The sequence below is a fragment of the Arthrobacter tecti genome (assembly GCF_054511355.1).
In genome coordinates this window covers 154167-179071 of record NZ_JBTNCT010000001.1, presented here as the reverse complement: position 1 = coordinate 179071, position 24905 = coordinate 154167, and the positions used below count along the sequence as shown (strand labels likewise).

General features: G+C 62.9%; 22 protein-coding genes and 1 tRNA gene. 16 read left to right on the top strand and 7 right to left on the bottom strand.

Annotation, left to right across the window (positions count from 1 at the left end):
• Nucleotides 1-28: 28 nt before the first annotated feature.
• Nucleotides 29-1276 (bottom strand): glucose-1-phosphate adenylyltransferase, encoded by a 1248-nt coding sequence (gene glgC / locus ACX80C_RS00835; RefSeq protein ID WP_459324334.1) that lies wholly within the window; start codon nucleotides 1274-1276, stop codon nucleotides 29-31.
• An 81-nt stretch (nucleotides 1277-1357) separates the two neighbouring features.
• Here glgC and glgA point away from each other — a divergent pair, with 81 nt between their 5' ends.
• Nucleotides 1358-2551: a glycogen synthase gene (gene glgA / locus ACX80C_RS00830; RefSeq protein ID WP_459324333.1), complete on the top strand. Its 1194-nt coding sequence runs from the start codon at nucleotides 1358-1360 to the stop codon at nucleotides 2549-2551.
• Between the two features lie 56 nt (nucleotides 2552-2607).
• On the opposite strand, the gene ACX80C_RS00825 is transcribed toward glgA, so the two are convergent.
• Entirely contained in the window at nucleotides 2608-4713 is a 2106-nt protein-coding gene (locus tag ACX80C_RS00825; RefSeq protein ID WP_459324332.1) for an acyl-CoA dehydrogenase family protein, read from the bottom strand.
• A complete protein-coding gene (locus ACX80C_RS00820) occupies nucleotides 4710-5489 on the bottom strand; it encodes a TetR/AcrR family transcriptional regulator (RefSeq protein WP_459324331.1) in 780 nt (259 codons plus the stop codon). Before ACX80C_RS00820 ends, ACX80C_RS00825 begins: the two co-directional genes overlap by 4 nt.
• Nucleotides 5490-5616: 127 nt before the next feature.
• Between ACX80C_RS00820 and ACX80C_RS00815 the strand changes: the two genes are divergently transcribed.
• From ACX80C_RS00815 to ACX80C_RS00790, 6 genes are all read left to right on the top strand, one after another.
• Nucleotides 5617-6957 (top strand): acetyl-CoA C-acetyltransferase, encoded by a 1341-nt coding sequence (locus ACX80C_RS00815; protein WP_459324330.1) that lies wholly within the window; start codon nucleotides 5617-5619, stop codon nucleotides 6955-6957.
• Between the two features lie 2 nt (nucleotides 6958-6959).
• Entirely contained in the window at nucleotides 6960-8300 is a 1341-nt protein-coding gene (locus ACX80C_RS00810; RefSeq protein WP_459324329.1) for a 3-oxoacyl-ACP reductase, read from the top strand.
• Between the two features lie 134 nt (nucleotides 8301-8434).
• Nucleotides 8435-9199: a MaoC family dehydratase gene (locus tag ACX80C_RS00805; RefSeq protein ID WP_459324328.1), complete on the top strand. Its 765-nt coding sequence runs from the start codon at nucleotides 8435-8437 to the stop codon at nucleotides 9197-9199.
• A 168-nt stretch (nucleotides 9200-9367) separates the two neighbouring features.
• Nucleotides 9368-10336, top strand: coding sequence for a trypsin-like serine peptidase (locus ACX80C_RS00800; RefSeq protein WP_459324327.1), 969 nt, complete (start codon nucleotides 9368-9370; stop codon nucleotides 10334-10336).
• A gap of 95 nt (nucleotides 10337-10431) precedes the next feature.
• Nucleotides 10432-11655: a kynureninase gene (locus tag ACX80C_RS00795; protein WP_459324326.1), complete on the top strand. Its 1224-nt coding sequence runs from the start codon at nucleotides 10432-10434 to the stop codon at nucleotides 11653-11655.
• 97 nt (nucleotides 11656-11752) lie between these two features.
• A tRNA-Leu gene (locus ACX80C_RS00790) sits at nucleotides 11753-11836 on the top strand.
• 117 nt (nucleotides 11837-11953) lie between these two features.
• On the opposite strand, the gene ACX80C_RS00785 is transcribed toward ACX80C_RS00790, so the two are convergent.
• Nucleotides 11954-12556 carry a DUF6318 family protein gene (locus ACX80C_RS00785; protein ID WP_459324325.1) on the bottom strand — a complete coding sequence of 201 codons (603 nt, stop codon included), beginning with the start codon at nucleotides 12554-12556 and terminating at the stop codon, nucleotides 11954-11956.
• A gap of 183 nt (nucleotides 12557-12739) precedes the next feature.
• Here ACX80C_RS00785 and ACX80C_RS00780 point away from each other — a divergent pair, with 183 nt between their 5' ends.
• Both ACX80C_RS00780 and ACX80C_RS00775 read left to right on the top strand, forming a co-directional pair.
• Complete coding sequence (locus tag ACX80C_RS00780) at nucleotides 12740-14041, top strand: M20/M25/M40 family metallo-hydrolase (protein ID WP_459324324.1); 1302 nt, start codon at nucleotides 12740-12742, stop codon at nucleotides 14039-14041.
• Complete coding sequence (locus ACX80C_RS00775) at nucleotides 14041-15198, top strand: acyl-CoA dehydrogenase family protein (RefSeq protein ID WP_459324323.1); 1158 nt, start codon at nucleotides 14041-14043, stop codon at nucleotides 15196-15198. The genes ACX80C_RS00780 and ACX80C_RS00775 overlap by 1 nt, the downstream gene beginning before the upstream one ends.
• A gap of 24 nt (nucleotides 15199-15222) precedes the next feature.
• Here the strand turns inward: ACX80C_RS00775 and ACX80C_RS00770 are convergent, their stop codons facing one another.
• Nucleotides 15223-15456 (bottom strand): DUF5703 family protein, encoded by a 234-nt coding sequence (locus ACX80C_RS00770; RefSeq protein ID WP_459324322.1) that lies wholly within the window; start codon nucleotides 15454-15456, stop codon nucleotides 15223-15225.
• Between the two features lie 41 nt (nucleotides 15457-15497).
• Here ACX80C_RS00770 and ACX80C_RS00765 point away from each other — a divergent pair, with 41 nt between their 5' ends.
• Nucleotides 15498-15746: a hypothetical protein gene (locus ACX80C_RS00765; protein WP_459324321.1), complete on the top strand. Its 249-nt coding sequence runs from the start codon at nucleotides 15498-15500 to the stop codon at nucleotides 15744-15746.
• Between the two features lies 1 nt (nucleotide 15747).
• Here ACX80C_RS00765 and ACX80C_RS00760 read toward each other — a convergent pair whose 3' ends face one another.
• Complete coding sequence (locus ACX80C_RS00760; RefSeq protein WP_459324320.1) at nucleotides 15748-16683, bottom strand: aldo/keto reductase; 936 nt, start codon at nucleotides 16681-16683, stop codon at nucleotides 15748-15750.
• Nucleotides 16684-16813: 130 nt separating this feature from the next.
• Here ACX80C_RS00760 and ACX80C_RS00755 point away from each other — a divergent pair, with 130 nt between their 5' ends.
• Together ACX80C_RS00755 and mshC are read left to right on the top strand one after the other, a co-directional pair.
• Nucleotides 16814-17638: an undecaprenyl-diphosphate phosphatase gene (locus ACX80C_RS00755; protein ID WP_459324319.1), complete on the top strand. Its 825-nt coding sequence runs from the start codon at nucleotides 16814-16816 to the stop codon at nucleotides 17636-17638.
• A 57-nt stretch (nucleotides 17639-17695) separates the two neighbouring features.
• Nucleotides 17696-18979 carry a cysteine--1-D-myo-inosityl 2-amino-2-deoxy-alpha-D-glucopyranoside ligase gene (mshC, locus tag ACX80C_RS00750; RefSeq protein WP_459324318.1) on the top strand — a complete coding sequence of 428 codons (1284 nt, stop codon included), beginning with the start codon at nucleotides 17696-17698 and terminating at the stop codon, nucleotides 18977-18979.
• Here the strand turns inward: mshC and ACX80C_RS00745 are convergent.
• Nucleotides 18976-19818, bottom strand: coding sequence for a proteasome assembly chaperone family protein (locus ACX80C_RS00745; protein ID WP_459324613.1), 843 nt, complete (start codon nucleotides 19816-19818; stop codon nucleotides 18976-18978). The genes mshC and ACX80C_RS00745 overlap by 4 nt on opposite strands.
• A gap of 147 nt (nucleotides 19819-19965) precedes the next feature.
• Between ACX80C_RS00745 and ACX80C_RS00740 the strand changes: the two genes are divergently transcribed.
• The 4 genes from ACX80C_RS00740 to arc all read left to right on the top strand — a co-directional run bounded on the left by ACX80C_RS00740 (nucleotide 19966) and on the right by arc (nucleotide 24887).
• On the top strand, nucleotides 19966-20736 hold the full coding sequence (locus tag ACX80C_RS00740; RefSeq protein WP_459324317.1) for an HAD family hydrolase: 771 nt from the start codon (nucleotides 19966-19968) through the stop codon (nucleotides 20734-20736).
• Nucleotides 20733-21878, top strand: a complete 1146-nt coding sequence (locus tag ACX80C_RS00735) for a site-2 protease family protein (protein WP_459324316.1) — start codon at nucleotides 20733-20735, stop codon at nucleotides 21876-21878. The genes ACX80C_RS00740 and ACX80C_RS00735 overlap by 4 nt, the downstream gene beginning before the upstream one ends.
• Before the next feature lie 66 nt (nucleotides 21879-21944).
• Entirely contained in the window at nucleotides 21945-23015 is a 1071-nt protein-coding gene (locus ACX80C_RS00730) for a tRNA (adenine-N1)-methyltransferase (RefSeq protein WP_459324315.1), read from the top strand.
• Between the two features lie 99 nt (nucleotides 23016-23114).
• Nucleotides 23115-24887 carry a proteasome ATPase gene (gene arc / locus ACX80C_RS00725; protein ID WP_459324314.1) on the top strand — a complete coding sequence of 591 codons (1773 nt, stop codon included), beginning with the start codon at nucleotides 23115-23117 and terminating at the stop codon, nucleotides 24885-24887.
• The last annotated feature ends 18 nt before the right edge of the window (nucleotides 24888-24905 follow it).

The following is a 24905-nucleotide window of genomic DNA, read 5'->3' as shown; positions in this document are numbered from 1 at the left end:
TCAATCACGGCGGCGCCGCCGGAGGCTTTCAGGGCTCAACTTCCTGACCTTTGCTGAGGATAGTCAGCCCTGAATCCGTCACGGTGAAGCCACGGCTCAGGTCGAGTTCCCGGTCCACGCCGATCTTCGCACCCGGCGGAACGTGGACATTCTTGTCGATGATCGCCTTCCGAATCACTGCACCCGAGCCGACGCTCACGCTGTCGAGGAGGACGGATCCGCTCACGTCTGCGCCTTCGTCCACGAAGACGTCCGTGGCAAGGATTGAACTCTGGACTGACCCGCCCGAGATCACCACCCCGTTGGAGACCACCGAATCGTGCGCGACTCCTGAAACACCGGATGCGCTGCGCACGAACTTCGCGGGAGGCGAGATGCTCTGCCGCGTGTAGATGGGCCACTGGAGGTTGTAGAGGTTGAACAGCGGCAGCGGGGTGATGAGGTCCATGTTGGCGTCGTAATAAGAGTCGAGGGTGCCGACATCGCGCCAGTACTGGCTGTCCCGTTCGGTGGAGCCGGGAATCTCATTGGTGGTGAAGTCGTAAACAGCGGCGTCGCCGCGCTCCACGAAGTAAGGGATGATATCCCCGCCCATGTCGTGCTTGGTGTTCAACCGAGCAGCGTCTGCATCGAGCGCCTGTACAAGTGCATCGGTGTTGAATACATAGTTCCCCATGGATGCAAGGAAACTGTTCGGGTCATCCGCCAGCCCGGGTGTTGACTGGGGCTTCTCCACAAACGCCGAAATCCGGCCGGGGTCCGCGGCATCCACCTCGATCACCCCGAACTGGTCCGCGAGGTGGAGCGGCTGCCGGACCGCCGCGACGCTCACCGACGCGCCCGAGTTGATGTGCGCCTGCACCATTTGCTCGAAATCCATCCGGTACACGTGGTCGGCACCGATGACGACGACGATGTCCGGCCGTGCATCATGGATCAGGTTCAGGGACTGGTAGATAGCATTTGCGCTGCCGAGAAACCAGCTTTTGCCGCGGCGCTGCTGTGCTGGAACGGAGGCGATGTACTGCTGCAGCTGGGTGGACATGCGCCAGGTCTCGGAGATGTGCCGGTCCAGGCTGTGGGATTTGTACTGGGTGAGGACGACGATCTGCAGATAGCCGGAGTTGACCACGTTCGATAACGCGAAGTCGATCAGCCGGTAGCTGCCCGCAAAAGGGACCGCGGGCTTCGCCCGATCCGCCGTGAGCGGCATCAATCGCTTGCCCTCACCGCCTGCCAGAACAACCGCGAGCACCTTCTTGACAGCCACGGACAACCCCTCCCTGTTCTTTCGACCGAGTGTTACGTCCTGCAACTCACACTAGAGGACCGGCAACCGCTGCACTACGTTGGGAAGGTGCGAGTAGACATTGTGACAAAAGAATTCCCGCCGGAAATCTATGGCGGCGCGGGCGTCCACGTAGCGGAGCTGAGCCGGGTGCTCGCAGACCGCATTGACCTCATGGTTCACTGCTTCGGCGGTGAACGGCCCGAGAAGTTCCACGGTGCCACGGTCCGTAACTACGGGGTGCCGGCTGAGCTGAGCGAGGCGAATGCTGCCGTCCAGACCCTCGGCACGGATCTGTCGATGTTGAGCGGGATTTCCGGTTCCGACGTTGTGCATTCGCACACGTGGTACGCCAATATGACGGGCCACCTCGCCTCGTTACTGCACGGGATTCCCCATGTCCTCACCGCGCACAGCCTGGAGCCGCTGCGGCCTTGGAAGGCCGAGCAGCTGGGCGGTGGCTACGCGCTTTCCTCCTGGGTTGAGAAGACCGCCTATGAGGCTGCCTCCGCCGTGATCGCTGTGTCCGCGGGCATGCGCGAGGACATCCTGCGCTGCTATCCGGCAGTGGAGCCCTCGCGTGTCCATGTGGTGCATAACGGCGTGGACACCGTCGCCTGGAGCCCGGACGCTGACGACGACGCCGTGCGCGAGCTTGGGATCGACCCGGATCGGCCCAGCGTGGTCTTCGTCGGCAGGAACACCCGTCAGAAGGGCGTGCCGTACCTGTTGCGGGCAGCAGCCAAGCTGCCCGGTGATGTCCAGCTGGTGCTCTGTTTGGGTGCCGCGGATACCCCGGAACTCGCTTCCGAGACGTCGCGCCTTATCGATGACCTGACAGCGCAGCGCGGCTCAGTGATCCTCATCGAGCGGATGCTCCCGCGGCGCGAGCTGATTCAGGTACTCAGCCACGCGACCGTCTTTGCATGTCCGTCAATCTACGAACCGCTCGGTATTGTCAATCTTGAGGCGATGGCCTGCGGCGCGGCCGTGGTCGCCAGTGCGACGGGCGGCATACCCGAAGTGGTCGACGACGGCGCTACGGGCACGCTCGTTCCGCTTGAGCAGGTCCAGGACGGAACCGGCACGCCGCTGGATCCGGACTTGTTCGTCAGGGATTTCGCGGATGCGCTCAACGCCCTGGTGGCCGATCCGGCACGTGCCCGCTCCATGGGCGAACTGGGGCGTAAGCGGGCCGAGCAGCACTTCTCCTGGGATACCATCGCCGGCTCCACGCTGGATATCTACCGCTCGGTACTCTGACCTTCACCGGGGCCGGGGAAGGTCAGAGCACGCGGGGTGGTGGCTGCCTGGCGCTCCTAGCCCCGCTGCGACCGTTTGTCCGCTTCCGCTTTCCTTAGGATGACGGTTTTCTCATCGACCGGTGCGTGCCCGCTGGCCCGCACCGCACGTGCGTTCTCGCGCGCTTTGTCCTGGCGCTTCTGCTCCGCCCCCGTTGCGATTGCAGCCCGCAGGTGCTCCGCTCCGTAGCCGAATGCGTTCACGAGGTCGACCGCATGCGGACGGATCTTGAGTAACAGACGGTTGATGTAAGGACCGAGTGTGCGTGCACGCTGGGCCGAAAGCCGACCGTTCATGAGGTACCAGGAGAGATTTTCCTCGATCAGGCACAGCCCGAACAGGTCCCTGAGCCAGGTGAGGACCTGCCGCGTGCCGGCATCCGACGTGTTCGCGAGCGCGGACGTGAACGCTTCCCACTGAAGCAGTTCTGCATGGGCGCGCGCGGCTTGAATCAACTCCTGTTGGTGCTGGTTGAAGACGGCAGCTGCATCCGCGGGCGGGAGGCGGCGCGCCCCGCGCAGCGCCCCGGCAAGCTCACCGACCATGGAATCCACGCGTCCGCACAACAGCTCGTGCTGTGTCCGCTCGTCCCGCAACGCAATGGCCGATTTCCGCTCCGAACCGGTGTCGACAACGGATTGAAGCACCTGGCGCAGACCGGTGCGGTGCAGGGTCCGCTCCGCCGCCTGGGTGACGACGAAGCGGGCGAGCACGCCGAAATCGACCCCCTGGAATTCCTTGGCGTAGTCGGCGAGAAGGCGCTTTGCCACCAGTTGCAGCAGGACGTTGTTGTCGCCTTCGAACGTGGTGTAGACATCGAGGTCCGCCCGCAGGGAGGTGAACCTGTTCTCGGTCAGGAATCCCGCGCCGCCGCACGCCTCGCGACACTCCTGCAGGGTGTCGAGCGCGAGCCAGGTTGAGAGCGGCTTCAGCGCTGCGGCGAGGGTTTCGAGGTCCTGCCGGTCCTCGTCCGTGTCGTGCTCTCCGGAGAAGACGCCGTCGAACTTTTCCAGCAGTTCCTCGTGCGCGAAGGAGGCTGCATATGTTGCCGCGAGACGCGGCAGGAGGCGCCGCTGATGCAGCTGGTAGTCCAACAGGACTTCCTCCGAGAGCTCGGAGGCGGTGGTGAACTGGCGACGCTCGACGGAGTACTGGATGGCGGTCTTGAGCGCCAACTTGCTGACGGCCACCGCAGCTCCGTCGAGTGAAACCCTGCCCTGTACGAGGGTCCCGAGCATGGTGAAGAAGCGTCGCCCCGGCGAGTCGATGGGGGAGGTGTAGGTTCCGTCCGGCGCAACGTCGCCGTAACGGTTGAGGAGGTTGGTCCTGGGCACGCGCACCTGTGTGAAGTGGAGCCGGCCGTTGTCGATGCCGTTGAGTCCTCCCTTCAGCCCGTCATCCTCTCCGCCGATTCCGTCCAGGAAACTGCCCGACTCGTCACGAAGCTCCACGTAGAAGGCATGCACGCCGTGATTGACGCCGCGGGTAACCAACTGTGCGAAGACTACGGCGGCACGCCCATCCAGCGCGGCATTGCCGATGTAGTCCTTCCAGGCGGCGCGGAAGGGCGTGTGCAGGACGAATTCGTCCGCATCGGAATCGAACGTTGCAGTGGTCGCGATACTTGCGACGTCGGACCCGTGTCCGGTTTCCGTCATTGCGAAGCAGCCGGGTATGTCCATGTTCATGATGCCGGGCAGCCACTTGCGATGATGCTCCTCGCTGCCGAGATGTAGGACCGCGGCACCGAAAAGGCCCCACTGGACACCGGCCTTGATCTGAAGTGAGGGATCGGCGACCACCAACTCTTCGAAACCTGCGATGTTCCCACCGTGGTCGTCGGAGCCACCGAGTTCCTTCGGGAATGCCCTGTGGACAGCCTTACTTTTGACAAGGTGGTGCAGCTGTTCGAGGCAACGGGCCCGATGTTCGGAAGAGGAAAGCCCTTCGACCTTGTGCACTGCCGGGTCACCCGCGAGCTCGCGGGCTGTCCGTCGCGAGGCGGCCCAGCGCCCCAGCAGCTGCTCCCCAAGCGCCGCCACATCCACGACGGCGGCGTCGTTGTCCTGGATTGCGACTGTTGCGGGTACTGAAAGCTCAGGGCGGGTTGCGGTTTGGGTCATGATTGGTCCTTTGAACGTCGAGCTGTGCCCGGTGTGAACGGATGGGAAGCGTGTGGGACGGACGTAGGGATGCCGTCGAGCAGCCAGCCGGTGATCGCGTCCGCGAGATCTGCCTCGGTTGGCCGGTGTTCACCATCAGGGGTGGATAGCCATTGCTCACCAGCGGCCCGCACCATACCGATTGCCGCGCGCGGCCAGAGCGTCAGTGTCCGTGTCTTCGCGCTGTCCGTCACGCTGTGGCCGAGATACTCGTCCAACGGCCGGGCAAGCATGGCGGAAACCGCGTCGAAGAAGCTGCTGAGGGCCGCGGATCCCTCCAGGGAAGGGGTTACGCCCTCCTGGTTTGGCTGGGTGACGAACACATAGACATTCGGTGACGTCCCTGCCATCTGCAGATAGGCCGACACCATGGCATGCAGTCCTTCGCGCGGAGTGGTTGCTTTGCGGGCGGCGTCGAACAGTTGCTCCTGCATCTGGCTTACGACCACCTCACCCATTGCTCGCTGCAGTCCGGCTTTGTCCCCGAAATATCGGTAAAACACGGATTTGGACGTGTCTGCAGCGGAAGCGATGTCTTCCATGGAAGCGCCCGGGCCGATCCGGTGCACGGCTTTGCGTGCTGTCTTGATCAGGGCGTGCCGCCGGTTCTCGCGATGTTTCTCCCATCGGCTGGAGCGTCCGTCGGCCGACTTCTCCGATGCAGCCGTACCACGGGCAGGATTGCCACCGGGGTTCGGTGACGCGTCCCGGTTGCGGGTAATGAGTGGCCGATTCACGATACCCAGCGTATCAGGTACGCTGGGTATCAAACACTTGCGATCGCGCGGATTCTTCTGCGGTGATCAGCGGGGCGCCCTCGACGGACGTCCAGTAGGAAATCCGTGTGCCAATCAAGGAGCATCCATGAATACCGACGAAGCACAGCAAAATCCCGCGGCGCGAACCAGCCGACCGTCGGAGGCCAAGGCGCGTCCCGCCGTCGTTATCGGTGGGAACCGTATCCCTTTCGCACGTTCCGGCGGACCCTACGCCTATGCCTCCAACCAGGAGATGCTGACGGCCGCCTTGAACGGACTGGTGGCCCGGTTCGGACTCCAGGGGCAGCGGGTCGGTGAGGTTGCGGCCGGCGCTGTTCTGAAGCACTCACGTGATTTCAACCTGACACGCGAGGCGGTCCTCGGATCCGCGCTGGCTCCCGATACGCCGGCCTATGACCTGCAGCAGGCGTGCGCCACGGGCCTTGAGACGGTTGTCGGACTGTCGAACAAGATCAAGCTCGGACAGATCGACTCGGGGATCGCCGGGGGCGTTGATTCCGCGTCTGACGCACCCATAGCCGTGAGTGAGGGTCTGCGGCGGGTACTCCTTGACCTGTCCAGGGCGCGCAGTACGCCACAAAAGGTCGCCGCGCTAAGGAATTTGCGGCCCGCCCACCTCAAACCGAACGCGCCTGGAACGGGAGAACCCCGTACCGGCCTCTCAATGGGGGAGCATCAGGCGATAACGACGGCGCGCTGGAACATCGGCCGGCGCGCACAGGACGAGCTAGCGCTGGCCAGCCACACGAACATGGCTGCTGCCTACGACCGCGGGTTCTTCGATGACCTGGTGACGCCCTTTCACGGCGTCGCCCGGGATGGCAACCTCCGTGCAGACACCTCACTGGAGAAGCTTGGCTCCCTGAAACCTGTCTTCGGGCGCAGCCTCACAGCCGAGGCCACGATGACGGCGGGTAACTCGACGCCGTTGACGGACGGTGCCGCTGTGGTCCTGCTCGGATCAGAGGAGTACGCCCATCAACACAGCCTCCCCATGCTCGCGAACGTAATCGACGCTGAGGCTGCAGCAGTCGACTTCGTCCACGGCAAGGAGGGCCTGCTGATGGCTCCGGTCTATGCCATGCCGCGCCTGCTCGCGCGTAACAACATGACGTTCGCGGATTTCGACTTCTTCGAGATCCATGAGGCGTTCGCCAGTACCGTGCTGACTTCACTGGCTGCCTGGGAGGACGAGGACTTCTGCCGGAACCAGCTCGGACTGTCGGGGGCGCTTGGAACCGTGGACCGGAGCAAGCTGAACGTGAACGGATCTTCCCTGGCGGCCGGCCATCCGTTCGCCGCAACCGGTGCGCGGATTGTCGCCTCCCTTGCCAAATCGCTCGCGGAGAAAGGCTCCGGACGTGGACTTATCTCGGTCTGCGCCGCCGGTGGACAGGGTGTGGTTGCCATCCTGGAGGCACGATAACCGTGACGGATACCTACCTCAACCTTGTGAACTCCGGGCCGTTGAACAAGGTCGCCAAGGCGATCGGCCTGCCTCGTCCGGTACCTCTGCGCCGATACGAGCCTGGTGCTCCGCTGGTTCCGGGTCCAGTGCTCGTTCTGGGCGCTTCAGCCGGCGCCGACCGACTCGCGTCATCCCTTCTTGCATGGAACCTGGATGTGCGGCGACACCTGCGGCCCAAGGAAAAGGCCGGCGCCGTCGTCGTCGTTCTCGATGACGTAGCAAGCCCCGGCGCTTTGTCCGCTACATTGCTGGAGCTCGGCGGCGTCCTGCGGCAGCTGATGCCGGGCGGGCGGGTGATAACAGTTTCCCGGTCCGCTGAAGCGCAGACCGACCCCGCCGTCACGGCTGCGCGGCAAGGCATCGAAGGCGCGTTGCGCAGCGTGGCGAAGGAGCTCCGTGGCGGTGCGACAGCAAACGGGGTTGTCCTGGGGGAGGCCGTGGACATCGACGCGGTGAGCGTCCGTGCCGCGCTGCGCTTCCTGCTCTCGGGTCGCAGCGCTTATGTGAATGGCCAGTTCGTGAGCGTGAGAACCAGCGGCGGTTTAGAGCCGCAGAGCTGGCAGGCACCTCTTGCCGGCCGTACAGCGGTGGTCACCGGGGCTGCGCGTGGAATCGGCGCGGAGATCGTCAGGGTTCTGGCGAGGGAAGGCGCGCGCGTGATCGGCGTTGATGTTCCGGCTGCAGGGGAGCAATTGATGCGGGTTGTGAACGGCGTCGGCGGCACAGCGTTACACGCTGATGTCACCGCTTTCGATGCTGCCGAGATCATCCTGAACCATGCGGCTACCCGATACGGCGGCCTGGATATTGTGGTGCACAATGCCGGGATCACCCGGGACAAGCTACTCGCAAATATGGACGCGGGCCGATGGGATTCAGTGCTGGCAGTGAACCTTGAGTCGCAGCTACGTATCAATGATGCGCTTCTCGCTTCCCCGGACTTCAGTGCCGATGGACGGATTGTCAGCCTCGCCTCTACCAGCGGCATTGCCGGAAACAGGGGGCAGACGAATTACGCGGCGTCGAAGGCGGGAGTGATCGGTATGGTGCGCTCGACGGCGGCTATGCTGCAGGACTCGGAGCGGACGATCAACGCGGTTGCGCCCGGATTCATCGAGACGGAGATGACAGCCAGGATGCCGTTCGCTACCAGGGAGGTAGCCAGGCGACTGAGCAGTCTCCAGCAGGGTGGGTTGCCGATCGATGTTGCTGAGACGGTTGCCTTCCTTGCAACGGGTGCGGCCGCCGGAATCAGCGGGCAGACGCTGAGGGTCTGCGGACAGAACCTGGTCGGTGCGTGATGGAGACCCGGCTTGAGAGTGTTCCGGCCCTCACAGCCCTCTATGGGAAGGCGCTGACCCATTCCATCAGGGCACGCATACCGGCGGTCACAAGGCAGCAAACATTGCCTGCGGCCCGGCATCGGGTCGAATCGGTGACAGCGAGCCCCGAACACGTGCGAGCCTTTCAGGCCCTCATGGGGCAGCCTGCGGGGGAGTTTATGCCCTCGGGCTACCAGCATGTACTCGTCTTTCCCGTCGCGATGAGTGTTCTCGCCAGGAACGACTTCCCGTTGCCGTTGCTCGGCATGATCCATCTTCGCAATGACATCGAGCACTTCAGTCCGGTGAACGTCAGCGAGGAACTCTCGGTGTCCGCGTGGGTGGAAAACCTGGAGGGTCACCGGAGCGGTACCACGGTCGACGCGGTCGTCCAGGTCGAAAACAGCACCGGGTTGGCCTGGCGGGGCCGGTCGACGTATTTGGCCAAGGGAACCTATCTACCGGGTTTGACAAAGCCGGCGCCTGCGTCGGACGCAGCACTGGCCGGCGTGCTACCGGACTACCCGACCACTGTGTGGACTCTTGGACCGGATGCGGGCCGGCGCTATGCGGCCATCTCCGGTGATTACAATCCGATCCATCTAAGTGTCCCGTCCGCGCGGCTGCTTGGGATGAGGAAACCCATTGCCCACGGCATGTACCTGGCTTCACGCATGGTTGCCGAAGCCGGTCCCCGCGAATGGACGCCCATGCGTTGGACGGTCGACTTCCACTCGCCGGTTCCGCTTCCTTCGAAGGTCTTTCTCGCCCTTGATGTCGATCGCGCGGGAAGCGAGTGGGAGGGGGCCAATGTCACGGCGTGGGATCCCCGCCGTCGTCGTACGCACTTCACTGGACGGATGGATCGTCTTGGGTGAGCGCGGCGGAGATAATTGCATGACCGTTCTGAAAAGTCCACATCGCCCCTTCAATCTCACGTTATTTTGGACCAGATTTGTTCTCAAATTGTGATCTTCGTCGCAAACAGGGCAGACTCCAGTGGTCAGTTACCGCTGACGCTTCACACGATCGAAATGAGGAATTTCGTGAATTCACGAGGTTTGAAGGCAACCGTGCTGGCAGCATCGACGCTGGTCGCAACGGCTCTCATGGCCGGCGGTGCCGCCAACGCAGCCCCGGAGGCACAGTTGAAGGCGCAGGGCGCCACTGTTTCCCACGTCCAGGTCGAATCGCAGGAATCCCTTGAGGCGTACTGGACCCCCGAGCGGATGAAGGATGCCAAGCCGGGCAACACCATCAACTCGCAGGGATGGGCTGAGCAAGGTCGTTCGGTGATGCCCAAGGCCGGGGCGGGAACGCTCAAAGCGGCACCCGAGAAGAAGGCAGCGCCAAGCAAGCGGGCAGGCAGCCCGGCTCCTGTCTCACACATCGGGAAGGTGTTCTTCACCCTCGGCGGCCAGAACTACGTGTGCTCGGCCAATTCGGTCCAGAGCGCCAACCAGAGCACGGTCGCCACGGCCGGCCATTGCACGTACGACATCAACGCAGGCTGGGCCAGCAAATTCGTTTTCGTACCCGCGTACAACAACGGTGACGCGCCGTACGGGATGTGGTCTGCCACGTCGCTGCATTCCACCAGCGAGTGGATCTCACGCAACGACATCAGCTATGACGGTGCCTTCGCCGTCGTCGGGCCGCAGGATGGCAAGACCTTGGCCGCAACCGTCGGTGCATCGAAGATCGGTTTCAACCTCGCACGCGGGCTCTCCTACACCGCTTACGGCTACCCGGCCGCCAGCCCCTTCAACGGCGAGACGCTGAAGAGCTGCGCCGGCCGTGCCTCAGCTGACCGGATCGGCGGCTCGCAGTCTCAGGGGATTCCCTGCGACATGACCGGTGGTTCCTCCGGCGGCCCGTGGTTCGTGGGCTCCGGATCCGGTGGCACCCAGAACTCCGTGAACAGCTTCGGCTACAACACCCAGAAGAACGTGATGTACGGACCGTACTTTGGATCCTCGATCCAGACGGCCTACTTCACCGCCTCGAACAAGTAGCTTCATCGCAAGAAGCCAGGAGCCGCCTCCCGAACAGCAGCGGGAGGCGGCTCCTTTGCGCTTCCGGCTTCATGAGCCCGACCTAGACTGAAACCATGCCTTCCGACTCGCAGCTCACGCTCGCCCGATCCCTGGACGCGCAGGATCCGCTCGCGCGGTATCGACGGCGCTTTCATGGACACGACGACGGTGGGATCCCTGCCTACCTCGACGGCAACTCCCTGGGGCGGCCATTGACGGCAACCGCGGACCGCCTGGCTGACTTCGTTCGGAGCCAGTGGGGCGCGCGCCTTATCCGCGGCTGGGACGAGGGCTGGTTGGAACTCCCGGCACGCCTCGGCGACCAGATAGGTCGCGTGGCGCTCGGGGCCGCGGCGGGCCAGTGCGTCGTCGCAGATTCCACCAGCGTCATGTTGTACAAGGTGGTCCGCGCAGCCCTCGCTGCACGCCCCGGCCGAACTGAAATGGTGATCGACCGGGACAACTTTCCCACGGACCGCTTCATCGTCGAGGGGATAGCGGCCGACCACGGACTGAACGTGCGCTGGGTGGAAGCAGAGCACGACGCCGGTCCCACCTCTGCTGGTGTGACTGCGGCATTAAGCCCGGAAACCGCCGTCGTCGTACTGAGCCATGTCGCCTATCGGTCGGCACATATAGCGGACATGGAAGGCATTACCCGTGCCATCCACGAAGCTGGAGCGGTGGTTGTGTGGGACCTGAGTCATTCCGTGGGATCGGTTCCCGTGCAGCTGGATGCGTGGGATGTCGATTTCGCGGTGGGTTGCAGCTACAAGTACCTCAATGGCGGTCCGGGTGCTCCCGCGTGGGCGTATGTGGCGCACCGTCACCTCAGCGACTTACAGCAGCCGATTCATGGCTGGCTCGGGAGCGCCGATCCGTTTGGCATGGGAACCGCGTACGAGCCGGCAGAGGGAGTCCGTCGCTTGGTATCCGGGACTCCGCCCATCCTCGGCATGGTGGCCATGCAGGGCATGCTGGACCTCCTGGAAGAGGTGGGCATGACCAGGGTGCGGCGGAAATCAATGCAACTGACCGCGTTCGCCGTCGAAAGCGTGGAGGAACTGATGGGTGCCCATGGTGTGCGGATCGCATCGCCCCGGAACCCGGAGCTGCGCGGCAGTCACATCACGATCGACCACCCGGCGTTCAAGACGATGCTGCCTGAACTATGGAACGACGGCGTCATCCCCGACTTCCGAAACCCCGACGGTCTGCGGCTCGGTCTTTCACCCCTGTCGACATCGTTTGAGGAGACGTACACGGGAATCCGCGCGATTGCAGATCTGCTGCGATGAGCGTCCCCGATTAAGTTCTTGGCCCACTGTCGTGTTAGAGTTTTTCTCGCTGCTTTCGAGCGTTTCCCAAGGAAATTTTGCTTCGAAAACACCACCTGCGCGGGTGGCGGAATGGCAGACGCGCTAGCTTGAGGTGCTAGTCCTCTTATTGAGGGTGGGGGTTCAAGTCCCCCTCCGCGCACAATGAAAACCCCGGGTTTCCCGGGGTTTTTTTGTGCCTTCTGCAACTGCTCCCTGACCTTAAATGCAGAGCGCCTGCCCTCGAGGAGGGCAGGCGCTCGTCTCTTGGAGCAGAGGGCTACTCGGTTGCCGGTAGCTCCGCATCCGGTGTTTCTTCCAAGTAGGTGGCCTTCCAGGAGCCGTCCGTGTAAACGACAGTGGCCGAGTACATCGAACCGGCCGGGTCGAACGGGCGTGATTCCTGGACTTCGCCGGCCTCATCGAAGGACGTGTAGGCATCAGGATTGACGGGAATGAGCGCCTCAACCTCCGTGCCCTCGGCAACCTCTTCAGCAGGGGTCGTGATGACAATCTGCGTCACCTTGGGCTGCCCGCCGAGGATCCACCCGCCGTCGTCGTAAATAGCCTTGATTGCTTCGGCGTCCGTGGCAGCGGCCTCAGCGCCGTCCAAGGATGCGAGGAGGGGCTCGATGTCCCCGGTCTGCTGCGCGTAGGACTTCAATTCGAACACGTGGTGAAGGAAGGCCTTCGCGCCCGCGGCCGTTGGCTCGCTCATCAAGTCGTTGGTGGATGGCGCCGCGATGTTCTGCGCGGCGGCAGTGGAGCTTGCGGGAGCGGGTGACGTATTCGACGTCGAGTCGGGCGATTCGGTGGACTCCCCGCACCCGGTAAGCGCGGCGATGGCGACGGCGGCAACAGCCGCAAGCTTGGTGATCTTCATGTTCTCCCCAGCGAAGTTGGATGCTCGGCGCCTGGATGGCGCTGACACCTTCAAGATTAGCGGTGGCCTGGGGCAACAATGGTCGAAACGAGCGCGCTGTGCGCGAGATCACAGGGCCGCGCGGGTTGCATCATTCCAGGTAGGTACGCTGGGAGGACAGCCACTACCTATGGAGGTTCCGAGATGGGCAATGCCCCCGAAGATGAAGTAGTCCGCATCTGCCGAGACCTTATCCGAATCGACACCTCGAACTTCGGGGACAACGAAGGCCCCGGTGAACGGGAAGCTGCTGAATACACCGCCGGTCTGATCGAGGAGGTGGGCCTGAACGCGCAATTGTTCGAGTCTGCTCCTGGACGCGCCTCAGTGCTCACACGCATGGAGGGTACCGATCCCAGCTTGCCCGCACTGGTAGTCCACGGCCATCTCGACGTTGTTCCCGCCCAAAAGGAGGACTGGAGCGTCGATCCCTTCAGCGCGGAGGAGAAGGACGGACTTATCTGGGGGAGGGGAGCGGTGGACATGAAGGACATGGACGCCATGATCCTTTCCGTCCTGCGCTCAATGCAGCGCGACGGCACCCGCCCCAAACGTGACCTGATCTTCGCTTTCTTCGCTGACGAGGAAGCAGGAGGGAACTACGGCGCTTCCTGGCTGGTCGACAACAAACCCGAACTGTTCGACGGCGCAACCGAGGCCATCTCCGAGGTCGGCGGATTCTCCGCGAACATCGGCGGTCAGCGAACCTATCTGTTGCAGACAGCCGAAAAAGGAATCTCCTGGCTGCGCCTCGTGGCACATGGGCGTGCGGGGCATGGATCCCAAATCAATACCGACAATGCGGTGACCAGACTGGCGGGGGCGGTGGCGCGGGTCGGCGGCCACCACTGGCCGATCGAGCTGACGCCGACCACCAGGGCGTTCCTCGATGGTGTTACCGAACTGACGGGCGTCGAATTTGATGCCGAAAACCCCGAACGCCTGCACAAGGAACTTGGCACCGTGGCGCGGTTCGTGGGGGCAACATTGCAGAACACCTCCAACCCGACAATGCTGAAGAGCGGCTACAAGCACAACGTCATTCCGGGAACTGCCGAAGCGTTGATCGACGTTCGCACGCTTCCCGGCCAGGAGGAGCAGGTGCTGGCAACCATCAAGGAACTCGCGGGCGAAGGCGTTGACGTCACTTATGCGCATAAGGATGTCTCGCTGGAAGTACCCTTCGCCGGCAACCTCGTTGATTCGATGGTCGACGCGCTGCTGGCCGAGGATCCGGAAGCGAAGGTTCTCCCGTATACGCTTTCGGGCGGTACGGACAACAAATCCCTGAGCCGCTTGGGAGTCACCGGTTACGGGTTCGCGCCGCTCAGGCTCCCGGACGAGCTGGACTTCACCGGCATGTTCCACGGCGTCGATGAGCGGGTGCCCACTGACTCGCTGCGTTTCGGCTCACGGGTACTTCACCGCCTGCTCCGCACCAGCTGATGACCGCCCTTCCCGAGGACATCCTCCCCGACGGTCTTCTGGAGCGTTTCCGGCAGCGGGCGGCAGACTATGACGCCCGGAACGTGTTCTGCCAGGAAGATTTCGAGGAGCTGGTGGAGCGCGGTTACCTGCGCCTGTTCTGTGAGAAGGACGACGACGGCGCGGCGCTGGGGATGGTGGGGGCGGTCGCCTGCCAGCGGCGCCTGGCAGCGGCGGCTCCGGCGACGGCGCTGGCTGTCAACATGCACCTTGTCTGGACGGCGGTCGCTAGGCTGCTCCGGCAGAGCGGGGACACTTCGCTCGAATTCATCCTGCGGGAAGCCGCTGCCGGTGAAGTATTTGCGTTCGGCCTTTCGGAGCCGGGAAATGACTCAGTGCTGTTCGATTCCCTGACGCTCGCCCAGCGACGCGATGACGGCGCGTATGAGTTCACGGGTACGAAGATCTTTACGAGCCTTTCGCCCGTCTGGACCCGCCTCGGCGTGTTCGGAAAGTCCACTGGTCCGGAAAATGAAGAGCTGGTACACGGCTTCATCACTCGAGGCACCGCAGGCGTGGAGATCCTCGAGGACTGGGATACGCTCGGCATGCGCGCCACCCAATCCCATACCACGCGGCTGGAAGGCGTTCTCGTACCGGCAGAGCGAATTTTCCGGCACCTGTCCGTAGGTCCCAACCGCGATCCGCTCATCTTCGCGATCTTTGCCGCGTTCGAAACGCTCATCAGCGCCGTGTACACGGGCATAGCGGACAGGGCGTTGGAGCTGGCTGTCTCCGCTGTGGAGGATCGAAGCCCCGGTATCGACGGCACCCCCGTCATTGACCGCCCGGAAGTCCGGGGTGCGGTTGCGGATGCAGCAATCGACTGGGAAGCACTTGATGCCCACCTTCGCCTGCTCGCGCAGGACATCGACAACCAGGTGGAACACAACGGGCGCTGGTTCGCAAAGCTGGTTGCGCTTAAGCTTCATGCAACGTCCTGCGCGCAGAACCTTGTCGAGGCAGCGCGCACCCTGGCAGGGGGGCGGGGATACTTCCGCGGGAGCGAGCTCAGCCGATTGTCGCGCGATGTGGCGGCAGGGCGGTACCACCCATCTTCCCTGGAATCTGCCCGGCGGACCGTGGCAAGTGCATGGCTCGACGGAAACCGGCCGTGAACATCCCGGGACCGGGCAGCGAGTTCAGGCTGTGCGCTGTACCCGCAGGACTTTGCGCCTGAGCCAGAAACGCCTGTTCCCGCCGGTGTAAATGCAACTGCGCTCGAGTTCCCACTTGCCGTATTCTGCGTGTTCGGTCAGAAGCTGGCGCGCGGCAGACAGCGGTTCGCCCGCGTTGACAGTGACAACCAGATACTCATACTGGCGCCCATAATCCCGCTTTCGGATGACGGTTGAGTTCAGAAATTGTTCGCGCATTTCCCTCCAATTTGCTTCACTTTACCGATAACGTCTAGAGCATGAGCATCGATCCGCGTGTCGCATTGCAATCGCTCGTGTCCGCCCTCGAAGAACATCTCGCTGCTGCTGCATCCAGGCGCGGAGAAGACGATCCGGCGGTCGAAGCCGCCTACCTGTCCATCGCTGACGCGTTCGAGTCCTACGAGGAATCGCTGTACGAAGCACATGGTGAAGTCACCCCTCTCGTCATTTACGAGGATGACGACGAGGAAGAGGAAGACGAGGCAGTGCCGCGCGCTGCGAGGTGAGTCAGCGCGGAGCCGATACCTCATCCAGAACGTCTGAAATCTGTGCGGGCAGCGCAGCAAGAGAAGATCCGAGCAGTTCCTTGAGTTGCTGGCCCGTTCGCGCGCCCAGCAAGACAGCCGCAACCGTGGGGCGGTGAGCCAGCCATCGAAGGGCAACCTCATGCGGGGTTAGCTCCAGTCCCCGCGCGGCTGTACAGACTGCGTCGGTGATGCGAGGGGCTCGTCCGTCCAGGTAAGTCTCGACGTAGGGTGCCCAGGTATCGGATGCTGCCCGCGAATCCGAGGGGATCTGTGATCGGTACTTTCCCGTCAGGGCCCCACGCCCGAGAGGCGCCCAGGCAAAGGTACCGACGCCAAGGGCCGACGACGCCGGCAGGACTTCCGCTTCGACGCGCCGGTTCAACAGGGAGTACTCAGTCTCGTGCACGGTCACCGGAAATCCGGCCGTGGCACACAGCCGCGCTATTTCCCAGCCGGCATGATTGGTCAGCCCGACATACCGCGCACGCCCGGAGCGGTAGGCGCTTTCGAGGGCTGAAAGAGTTTCTTCGACCGGCACGTTTGCGCCCCCCGATGGAGCCATCCAAAAGTCGACACTGTCAGTCCCCAGCCGCGACAGCGAGGCGTCCAATGAATCGAGCAGCCCCTTACGCGATGCGTCGCTCTGTCCGTCTGCCCATCGTCGTGGTGTTCCTCCGAGTACGGCCAGCACTACTTCTGATCGCGCGACGACGTCTCCGAGCAGCGAACCGAGGATTGCCTCCGACCGGCCGTCCGAGTACCGCGCGGCGGTACTCAGCAGGGTGCCGCCTGCCTCTGTGAATACCCTGAGCTGTTCGCGCGCGCTCTCCTCGTCCGCGTCGATTCCCCAGGTCATCGTTCCGAGGCCAAGCACGGATACCGACTGTCCGCTACTGCCCACTTTTCGCGACTGCATACGCCTAAGCCTACTGGCCGAGGGTCCCGCGCCGAGCGTCAGCGAGGGGTGGGAGGCCGGTGGGCGCTACTGGCCGAGGGTCCCGCGCCGAGCGTCAGCGCACCCTTCCATGTGACGTAGGGTCTTATCTGTGAATTGGATTGAAGCGGCCGTCCTGGGCCTTGTTCAGGGCCTTACCGAGTTCCTGCCAATCTCATCGAGTGCGCACCTGCGCATTGTCGGGGAGCTGATGCCCGGAGCACAGGATCCGGGTGCGGCGTTCACTGCGATCACCCAATTGGGCACTGAAACCGCCGTCGTCGTTTTCTTCTGGCGGGACATCATGAGAATCATCCGCGCATGGTTCGGATCCCTGACCGGATCCGTGCCGCGCAATAACCCCGACGCCCGCATGGGCTGGCTCGTCATTCTCGGCAGCGTCCCGATCGTGATTCTCGGGTTGCTCTTCCAGGACCAAATCGAGAGCACGTTCAGGAGTATGTGGTTGGTTGCGACCATGCTCGTTGTCTTCGGTGTCTTTCTCGCGATCGCCGATGCCTACGGCCGGCAGCAGTTGACCCTGGATCGGCTGACGTACCGGCATGGCATTTTCTACGGTTTGGCCCAGGCGCTGGCGCTGGTGCCCGGCGTGTCGCGGTCCGGGGGGACCATTACTGCCGGCCTGCTCATGGGCTACACCAGGGAGGCCGCTGCCCGGTACTCCTTCCTCCTGGCGATTCCGGCTGTCTTCGGCAGCGGACTGTATCAGCTCTACAAGAGCGCCGGTACGCCCGGACCCTACGGTGCCGGTGAGACCCTGCTCGCGACGGTGATCGCATTTGCCGTGGGTTATGTCATCATCGGGTGGTTCCTCAAGTTCGTCTCCACCCGCAGCTATGGAATATTTGTGTGGTACCGGATCGCCCTGGGGCTGGTTCTCTTTCTTCTGCTGGGGTTCAACGTCATCAGTGCGTGATACGTCCCACCCGCGTTGGGACACGATCCCTGATCTGCCAGCCCGTAAGGTAGAACCGTGATTTCTTGGAACTCCCGCTCCGTACCAGATCTGCCGGGCTCTTCAGCAGCCATTCGCCTGTGGGACAGCGCAAAGGAGACGCTGGTCGAAGTCCCCGACGATCCGCAGCAGGGCCTCTACGTATGCGGCATAACACCGTATGACGCCACCCACATGGGCCACGCATCCACGTATGTCGCTTTCGACCTGTTGAACCGGTTATGGCGGGATGCCGGCGCCGAGGTCAACTACGTGCAGAACGTCACGGATATTGACGACCCCCTGCTGGAGCGTGCAGCGGCCACCGGCGTCGATTGGACCGACCTGGCGCAATCACAGACCGACCTGTTCCGCACGGACATGGAGGCCCTGAACGTATTGGCCCCTTCGCACTACGTTGGCGCCGTCGAATCAATAGGTTCAATCGTCCGGGTGATCGAGTCCCTGCTGGCGGAGAATCTGGCCTACCGCGTTCCAGGCTCGGGCTCCGAGCCCGACGGCGACATCTACTTCTCCGTTGATGGCGCGGTCGCGAAAACCAGCGAGTCGTCGGAGGCACAGTGGAGGCCGGGGTTTATTTCACACCTGACCGCGGAACAGATGCTTCCCCTCTTCGGCGAGCGTGGTGGTGACCCCGATCGGCCGGGCAAGCGAAACCCGCTGGATCCACTCCTGTGGCGGATGGCCAGGGAATCAGAGCCGTCCTGGGAAGCTGCTTCCCTCGGGAGGGGGAGGCCGGGGTGGCATATTGAGTGTTCAGTCATCGCGCTGCAGTTCCTCAAGACGCCGTTCGCCGTTCAGGGCGGCGGAGCAGACCTCATGTTTCCTCACCACGAGATGAGTTCAGGTCACGCCCAGGCCATCTCGGGGCGGTCTCTTGCACGGCATTACGCGCACGCGGGAATGGTTGGCCTCGATGGCGAGAAGATGAGCAAGTCGAAGGGCAACCTCGTTCTGGTTTCGGCGCTTCGTCAGGCAGGAACCGATCCCGCTGCCATCCGCCTTGCCATCCTTGCTAACCACTACCGTTCCGACTGGTCCTGGACCGCCGAGGGCCTCCACGCTGCCGGAGTGCGTCTCGATGCGTGGCGTGCTGCTCTAGACACAGCAACAGTAAAGTCAGTCGAGGACGTGCTGGGAAGTATCAGGGGCGCACTGGCTAACGACCTTGACGCACCCAGCGCGCTGCTTGCGGTTGATCAATGGTGCACCCTGACCGCGCATCAAAAAGGAACCGACGACGGCGCCCGGTTGGCAGCAGCGGCGTTCGACGCCCTGTTAGGAGTCCGGCTGAAGGACTAATCCTTCCGCCGCTTCTTCAGATAGCGTTCAAACTCCCTGGCTATCGACTCCCCGCTCGCTTCAGGCAGGTCCGCCGTGTCCTTAGCCTCCTCGAGCTGGCGAACATATGCCGCTACCTCCGGGTCTTCGGTGGACAATTCATCCACGCCTCGCTCCCAAGCCTCCGACTCTTCGGCAAGGACATGGGTATCAAGACTGACATGCAGAAGTTCTTCAAGCCGGTTCAGGAGCGCCAGCTGGGCTTTGGGCGACGGTGACTGACCGACATAGTGAGGCACGGCAGCCCACATCGAAAGGGTGGGAATGTCTGCCAACTGTCCCACCTCGGCCAGGACACCGACGATGCCGATGGGCCCCTCATAGGTGGATGACTCGACGTCGAGGGTGGTGCGCACCTGATCGTCATCTGTTGAGACTGTCACGGGGATGGGACGAGTGTGCGGCACATCTGCCAACAGCGCCCCCACCAGCACCAGGCAATCCACTTCGAGCTCTTTCGCCATGCCCACGAGCTCCGCCGTATAGGCGCGCCATTTGTAGGAGGGCTCAACGCCGTGAACGAGGATGATGTCAAGGTTGCTTTGAGATACCGATGCCCGGCTGATCCTGGTGGTGGGCCACTCGATACGACGTTGGCCAGAGCTGTTGCGCTTGATGACGGGACGTGTGAACTGGAAATCGTAGAATTCGTCGGCGTCGATCGTGGAGATTTTCTCGCCGTTCCAGTGTTTGCCCAGAAACTTCAGTGCGTCGCTTGCAGCCTCACCGGCATCATTCCACCCCTCAAACGCGGCGAGCATCACAGTGACCGGGCGCTCACCGCCGTTCTCGGTGAACATACCGCGTATGCCCGCGGGCTGGGCGTCATCAAAGGTACTCACCGTTTCACCCTAAACCTCTGCGCATAGACCTGTCAGGCGGTACGGGACGGCTTCGCGGAGAGCGGACCCGCCGTACGCAGGCAAGTGGACACGTAGACTTGGGGCATGGTCACCCCTCCCGGCAATACAACTGCGCCCTCAAACAGTGCTGACGGGACGGTCGGAGGAAGGCCGGCTCTGGAATATCTGCAGGCCGTTCTATGGGATATGGACGGAACAATTGTTGACACGGAGCCTTACTGGATCGAGGCGGAGCACGAACTGGTCAACACCCACGGCGGTTCCTGGTCCGATGAGGAGGCTACCGGCCTGGTAGGGCAGTCGCTCACATTCTCCGCCGGTGTGCTGCAAGCTGCCGGGGTGAGCCTGAGCGTGCGCGAAATCATCGACCATCTCATCGGGCGGGTGACCGAGCGGGTGCGCGTATCGGTGCCATGGCGGCCGGGAGCCCGGGAACTGCTCCTTGCCCTGCGCGAGAACGGCATACCTTGCGCAATGGTCACTATGTCCGAACAGCTCCTCGCGCAGGAAGTCGCGCGGAAGCTCCCCGTTGGTACGTTCGAACTACTCGTGACAGGCGACATGGTTGCCCGCGGCAAACCGGATCCCGAGGCGTATCAACTTGCGTTCGATGGTCTGGGGAGCTCACGGGCGCTGGATAAGTCGCGTGTTGTCGCCATCGAAGACTCAATCCCTGGAATCGCCTCCGCAAAAGCCGCGGGTCTTGTTGCGCTCGGCATTCCACACATGGTGGCATTGCCGACAGATTCGGCGGACCATGAGTGGGCGACACTGGCTGGTCGAACCGTGGGTGATCTTGAGGAGCTTGTCCAGTCTTCGTCAGCGGCGGCATTGTCAAAAGGACCCAAAGCATGAGTCGGCCCTCCCAACACGGAGCCGCCCGACGCGAAGGCATCCCGCTCGGTCGGCTCTGGGGCATCCCCGTGGTCCTCGCCTGGTCCTGGTTCATCATCGCCGCGTTTGTCGTCTTCGTGTTCGGCCCGCAGGTGGCGGACCTTTATCCGGGCATCGGCTTGGGCGCCTATGGGGTAGCACTTGCATATGCGGTCCTGTTGGCGGCCTCGGTTCTGGTCCATGAACTCGCGCATGCCCTCTCGGCGCGGGTCTTTGGCTGGCCAACCACACGAATCGTCCTGAACCTCTGGGGCGGACATACCCAGTTCGAGAATTTCGCGGCCAGCCCCGGCCGGTCGCTCATCGTTGCGCTCGCCGGGCCCGCCGCCAACTTCGTGATCGCTTTGATCGGTTGGGTGGCTCTGCTTCTCATAGAGCCGTCCGGTGTGGCGAATCTCCTCGCGAACATCCTCGTCTGGGCGAACTTCCTCGTGGCGCTCTTCAACGTGCTTCCAGGGCTACCGCTCGACGGCGGCCGGATCGTCGAGTCGGCCGTGTGGCAAGCGACGGGTAGCCAGGAGAAGGGCACGGTCGCAGCCGGCTGGACGGGGCGTGTGATCGCAGTCGGCTTGATCGTGGCCGTCGTTCTTGTACCGCTCATCCGCGGTACTCAGCCTAGCGCCACCACCGTACTCGTAGCCGTCGTCATGGGCGGTTTTCTCTGGCTTGGCGCGAGCTCAGCCATCACCAATGCCCGGATGCGTCTGCGCCTGCCTGAAGTAAGCGCCGGCAGGCTGAAGCATCCCGCGGTTGGCATGCTCGCGGGTAGCTCCGTACAGCAGGTCCGTCGGGTCCTTGGTGACCGCCCGGGGGTCGCGGTGGTCCTGACAAGTCCGGCAGGACTGCCGGAAGCCGTCGTGGATTCAGGTGCGCTGATGGCGGTTCCCGATTCGCAGGCCGCAGCGACACCTGCCAATGCTGTCGCCCGAGCGCTCGCTCCGGGAGCCTACGTACCCGAAATTGCTGAGGGCCAGGAACTCGTGCAGTATCTGGCGCGACTGGCCGGAAGCGAATACGCCGTTACGGACCGGCAGGGGACAGTAACGGGCTTGTTACAGCAGGCTGTCGTCATAGCTGCAATCACCGGTCGCTCGCACCTCTAGCGGCATTTCTTCAACTGAAGCACCGGACGGCAAAGAGCTGCCCGAAAGAACCCCGAAGGATCCTTCATGAACACAACTCACCCCGACACCGAGACCGGGCAGCAGCCTCACGGTGCCGCTGCCCGCCGTGGACCGTTTCGGCCCGGTGAACGGGTGCAGCTCACGGACGAGAAAGGGCGCATGAACACCATCACCCTTACACCCGGCGGAGCTTTCCATACCCATAAGGGTTTCCTTAGCCACGACCAGCTGATTGGCGCATCCGAGGGCACCATCGTCACTAATACCACCGGCGCCCCGTACCAGGCGCTGCGTCCGCTGCTCTCGGACTTCGTATTGTCGATGCCCCGTGGAGCTGCGGTTGTCTATCCGAAAGACGCCGGCCAGATTGTCACCATGGCCGACATCTATCCCGGTTCCCGTGTGGTCGAGGCTGGTGTGGGGTCGGGCGCACTCTCTATCTCGTTGCTCCGCGCCGTAGGCGACAGCGGGTATCTGCACTCCTTCGAGCGCCGCGAGGAGTTCGCAGATATCGCGAAAGGCAATGTCGAAACCATATTCGGCGGCAAGCACCCTGCCTGGAAGATAACGCTCGGGGATTTCCAGGAACAGGTCCTCGAACAGGAGGCACCCGGCAGCGTCGACCGGGTTGTGCTGGACATGCTCGCGCCCTGGGAATGCCTAGACTCCGTAGCCACCGTTCTTGCTGCCGGCGGTGTGTGGATCAACTATGTTGCCACCGTGACACAACTCTCCCGGACGGCTGAAGCTATCCGCGCAGACGGCCGGTTCACCGAGCCCGAGGCTTGGGAATCGATGGTTCGTGGCTGGCACCTGGAAGGACTCGCGGTACGCCCTGACCACCGGATGGTCGCCCACACCGGCTTCCTGCTGACCACGCGCCGCCTGGCACACGGCGTCACAGGGATCAGTACCAAACGACGGCCATCCAAGACCGGGTTCAGCGAGGAGGACCTCAACGCATGGACGCCGCAGGCGGTTGGGGAACGCGCGGTTTCCGACAAGCGGCTCCGCCGCGTTGCCCGCGACGCAAGTTCGACTGTTCAGCGCGGGGCACTCCCGGCAGACGAAGCACAGGCTCGCCGGGAAGCTGAGCAGAACGGCTCACCCGACTGACTGCCTCGAGCAAGATGACGAAGTGGTCACTTTCGCCGTAATCCGACCCCCTCTGCGCTATGGTCAAAGAGCAAGCATCAGACAACGGTGAAGGTGGCGATGACGTTGAATACAGCAGATAACGGCTCCGGAACCGGACAACCTGAGCCGGATCCGACCCGCGCGAATACTGATAGCCAGCTCGCAGTCGCCCAACGCCAGCTCAACGTCCTCCGTGACAAGCTGCGGCATATTGACCGACAGCTCGCTTCCGCCACGTCAAACAATGCCAAGTTGGTCGCGGCACTTGAAAACGCGCGGACCGAAATCATCCGGTTGAAAGCGGCGCTTGAGAAGGAGGGCGCCACGCCCTTCAGCTTCGCAACAATCATCCAGGTGAACGCCAGGGACTCGGGGGTGCCAGGCAGCGGGGCCCAGGCGGCGCACCAGGACAGCGCCGACATCTTCCAGTCCGGCCGCAAACTCCGGGTTTCGGTGAGTCCGCTCGTCAACGTCGAACAATTGATGCCCGGTCAGGAAGTGCTCCTGAATGAATCGCTGACCATCGTTGCGGCTCTCTCGTTCGAACGCACGGGTGAATTGGTAACAATCAAGGAGTTGCTCGGCAAGGACCGCGTCCTGGTGATCGGCCGGGCCGACGAGGAACGCGTTGTCCGGTTGAGCGGGCCGCTCCAGCTCGAGCGGATCAGAGTCGGTGATGCACTGTCGGTTGACAATCGGACCGGCTATGCGCTCGAGAAGATCGCACGGAGCGAAGTGGAAAACCTGGTGCTCGAGGAAGTGCCGGATATCGCCTATGAGGATATCGGGGGACTGGGTCCGCAGATCGAGCAGATCCGCGATGCCGTGGAGCTTCCGTTCCTGCACCCGGATCTGTACCGGGAGCACGGGCTCAAAGCCCCGAAGGGCATTCTTCTCTACGGCCCGCCCGGTTGCGGGAAGACCCTGATCGCGAAGGCCGTCGCAAATTCTCTCGCTGCGCGGGCCATAGAACGCACCGGATCCGAGGAAACGCGTAGCTACTTCCTTAACATCAAGGGGCCCGAGCTGCTTGACAAGTATGTCGGGGAGACAGAGCGGCACATCCGGCTCATTTTTGCCAGGGCGCGTGAGAAAGCATCCGACGGCTCGCCTGTGGTCGTTTTCTTCGATGAGATGGATTCGCTGTTCCGCACCCGGGGAACCGGTGTGTCCTCCGACGTCGAGACCACCATTGTTCCGCAACTGCTCAGTGAGATCGACGGTGTCGAGAAGCTGGAGAACGTGATCGTCATCGGGGCCTCCAACCGGGAGGACATGATCGATCCTGCGATACTGCGACCGGGAAGGCTCGACGTCAAGATCAAGATTCACCGTCCCGATGCGGAGGGCGCCGCGGAGATCTTTGCGAAGTACATCACTGATGATCTGCCGTTGCATCGCGATGACCTCGCTGAATACGGTGGCAGCGTTCCGGCGACCATCCAGGCGATGGTTGATCGCACTGTGGAGAAGATGTATTCCACCGAGAAGTCCAATGAGTACCTCGAAGTCACGTACGCCAATGGCGACACGGAGATGCTGTACTTCAAGGATTTCAATTCGGGCGCAGTCATTCAGAACGTGGTGGACCGCGCGAAGAAGAATGCCATCAAGGATCTGCTGCTCGACGGACAGAAGGGCTTGCGCATCGAGCATCTGCTGCAGGCTGTCGTCGATGAGTTTCGCGAGCACGAAGATCTCCCCAACACCACGAACCCCGATGACTGGGCACGGATCTCAGGCAAGAAGGGTGAAAGGATCACTTACATCCGCACGATTGTGCAGGGTAAGGCGGGCCAGGAGCCGGGGAAGACCATCGAGACTACGGCCAATACAGGACAGTATCTTTGACAGAGAATTCACACGGGC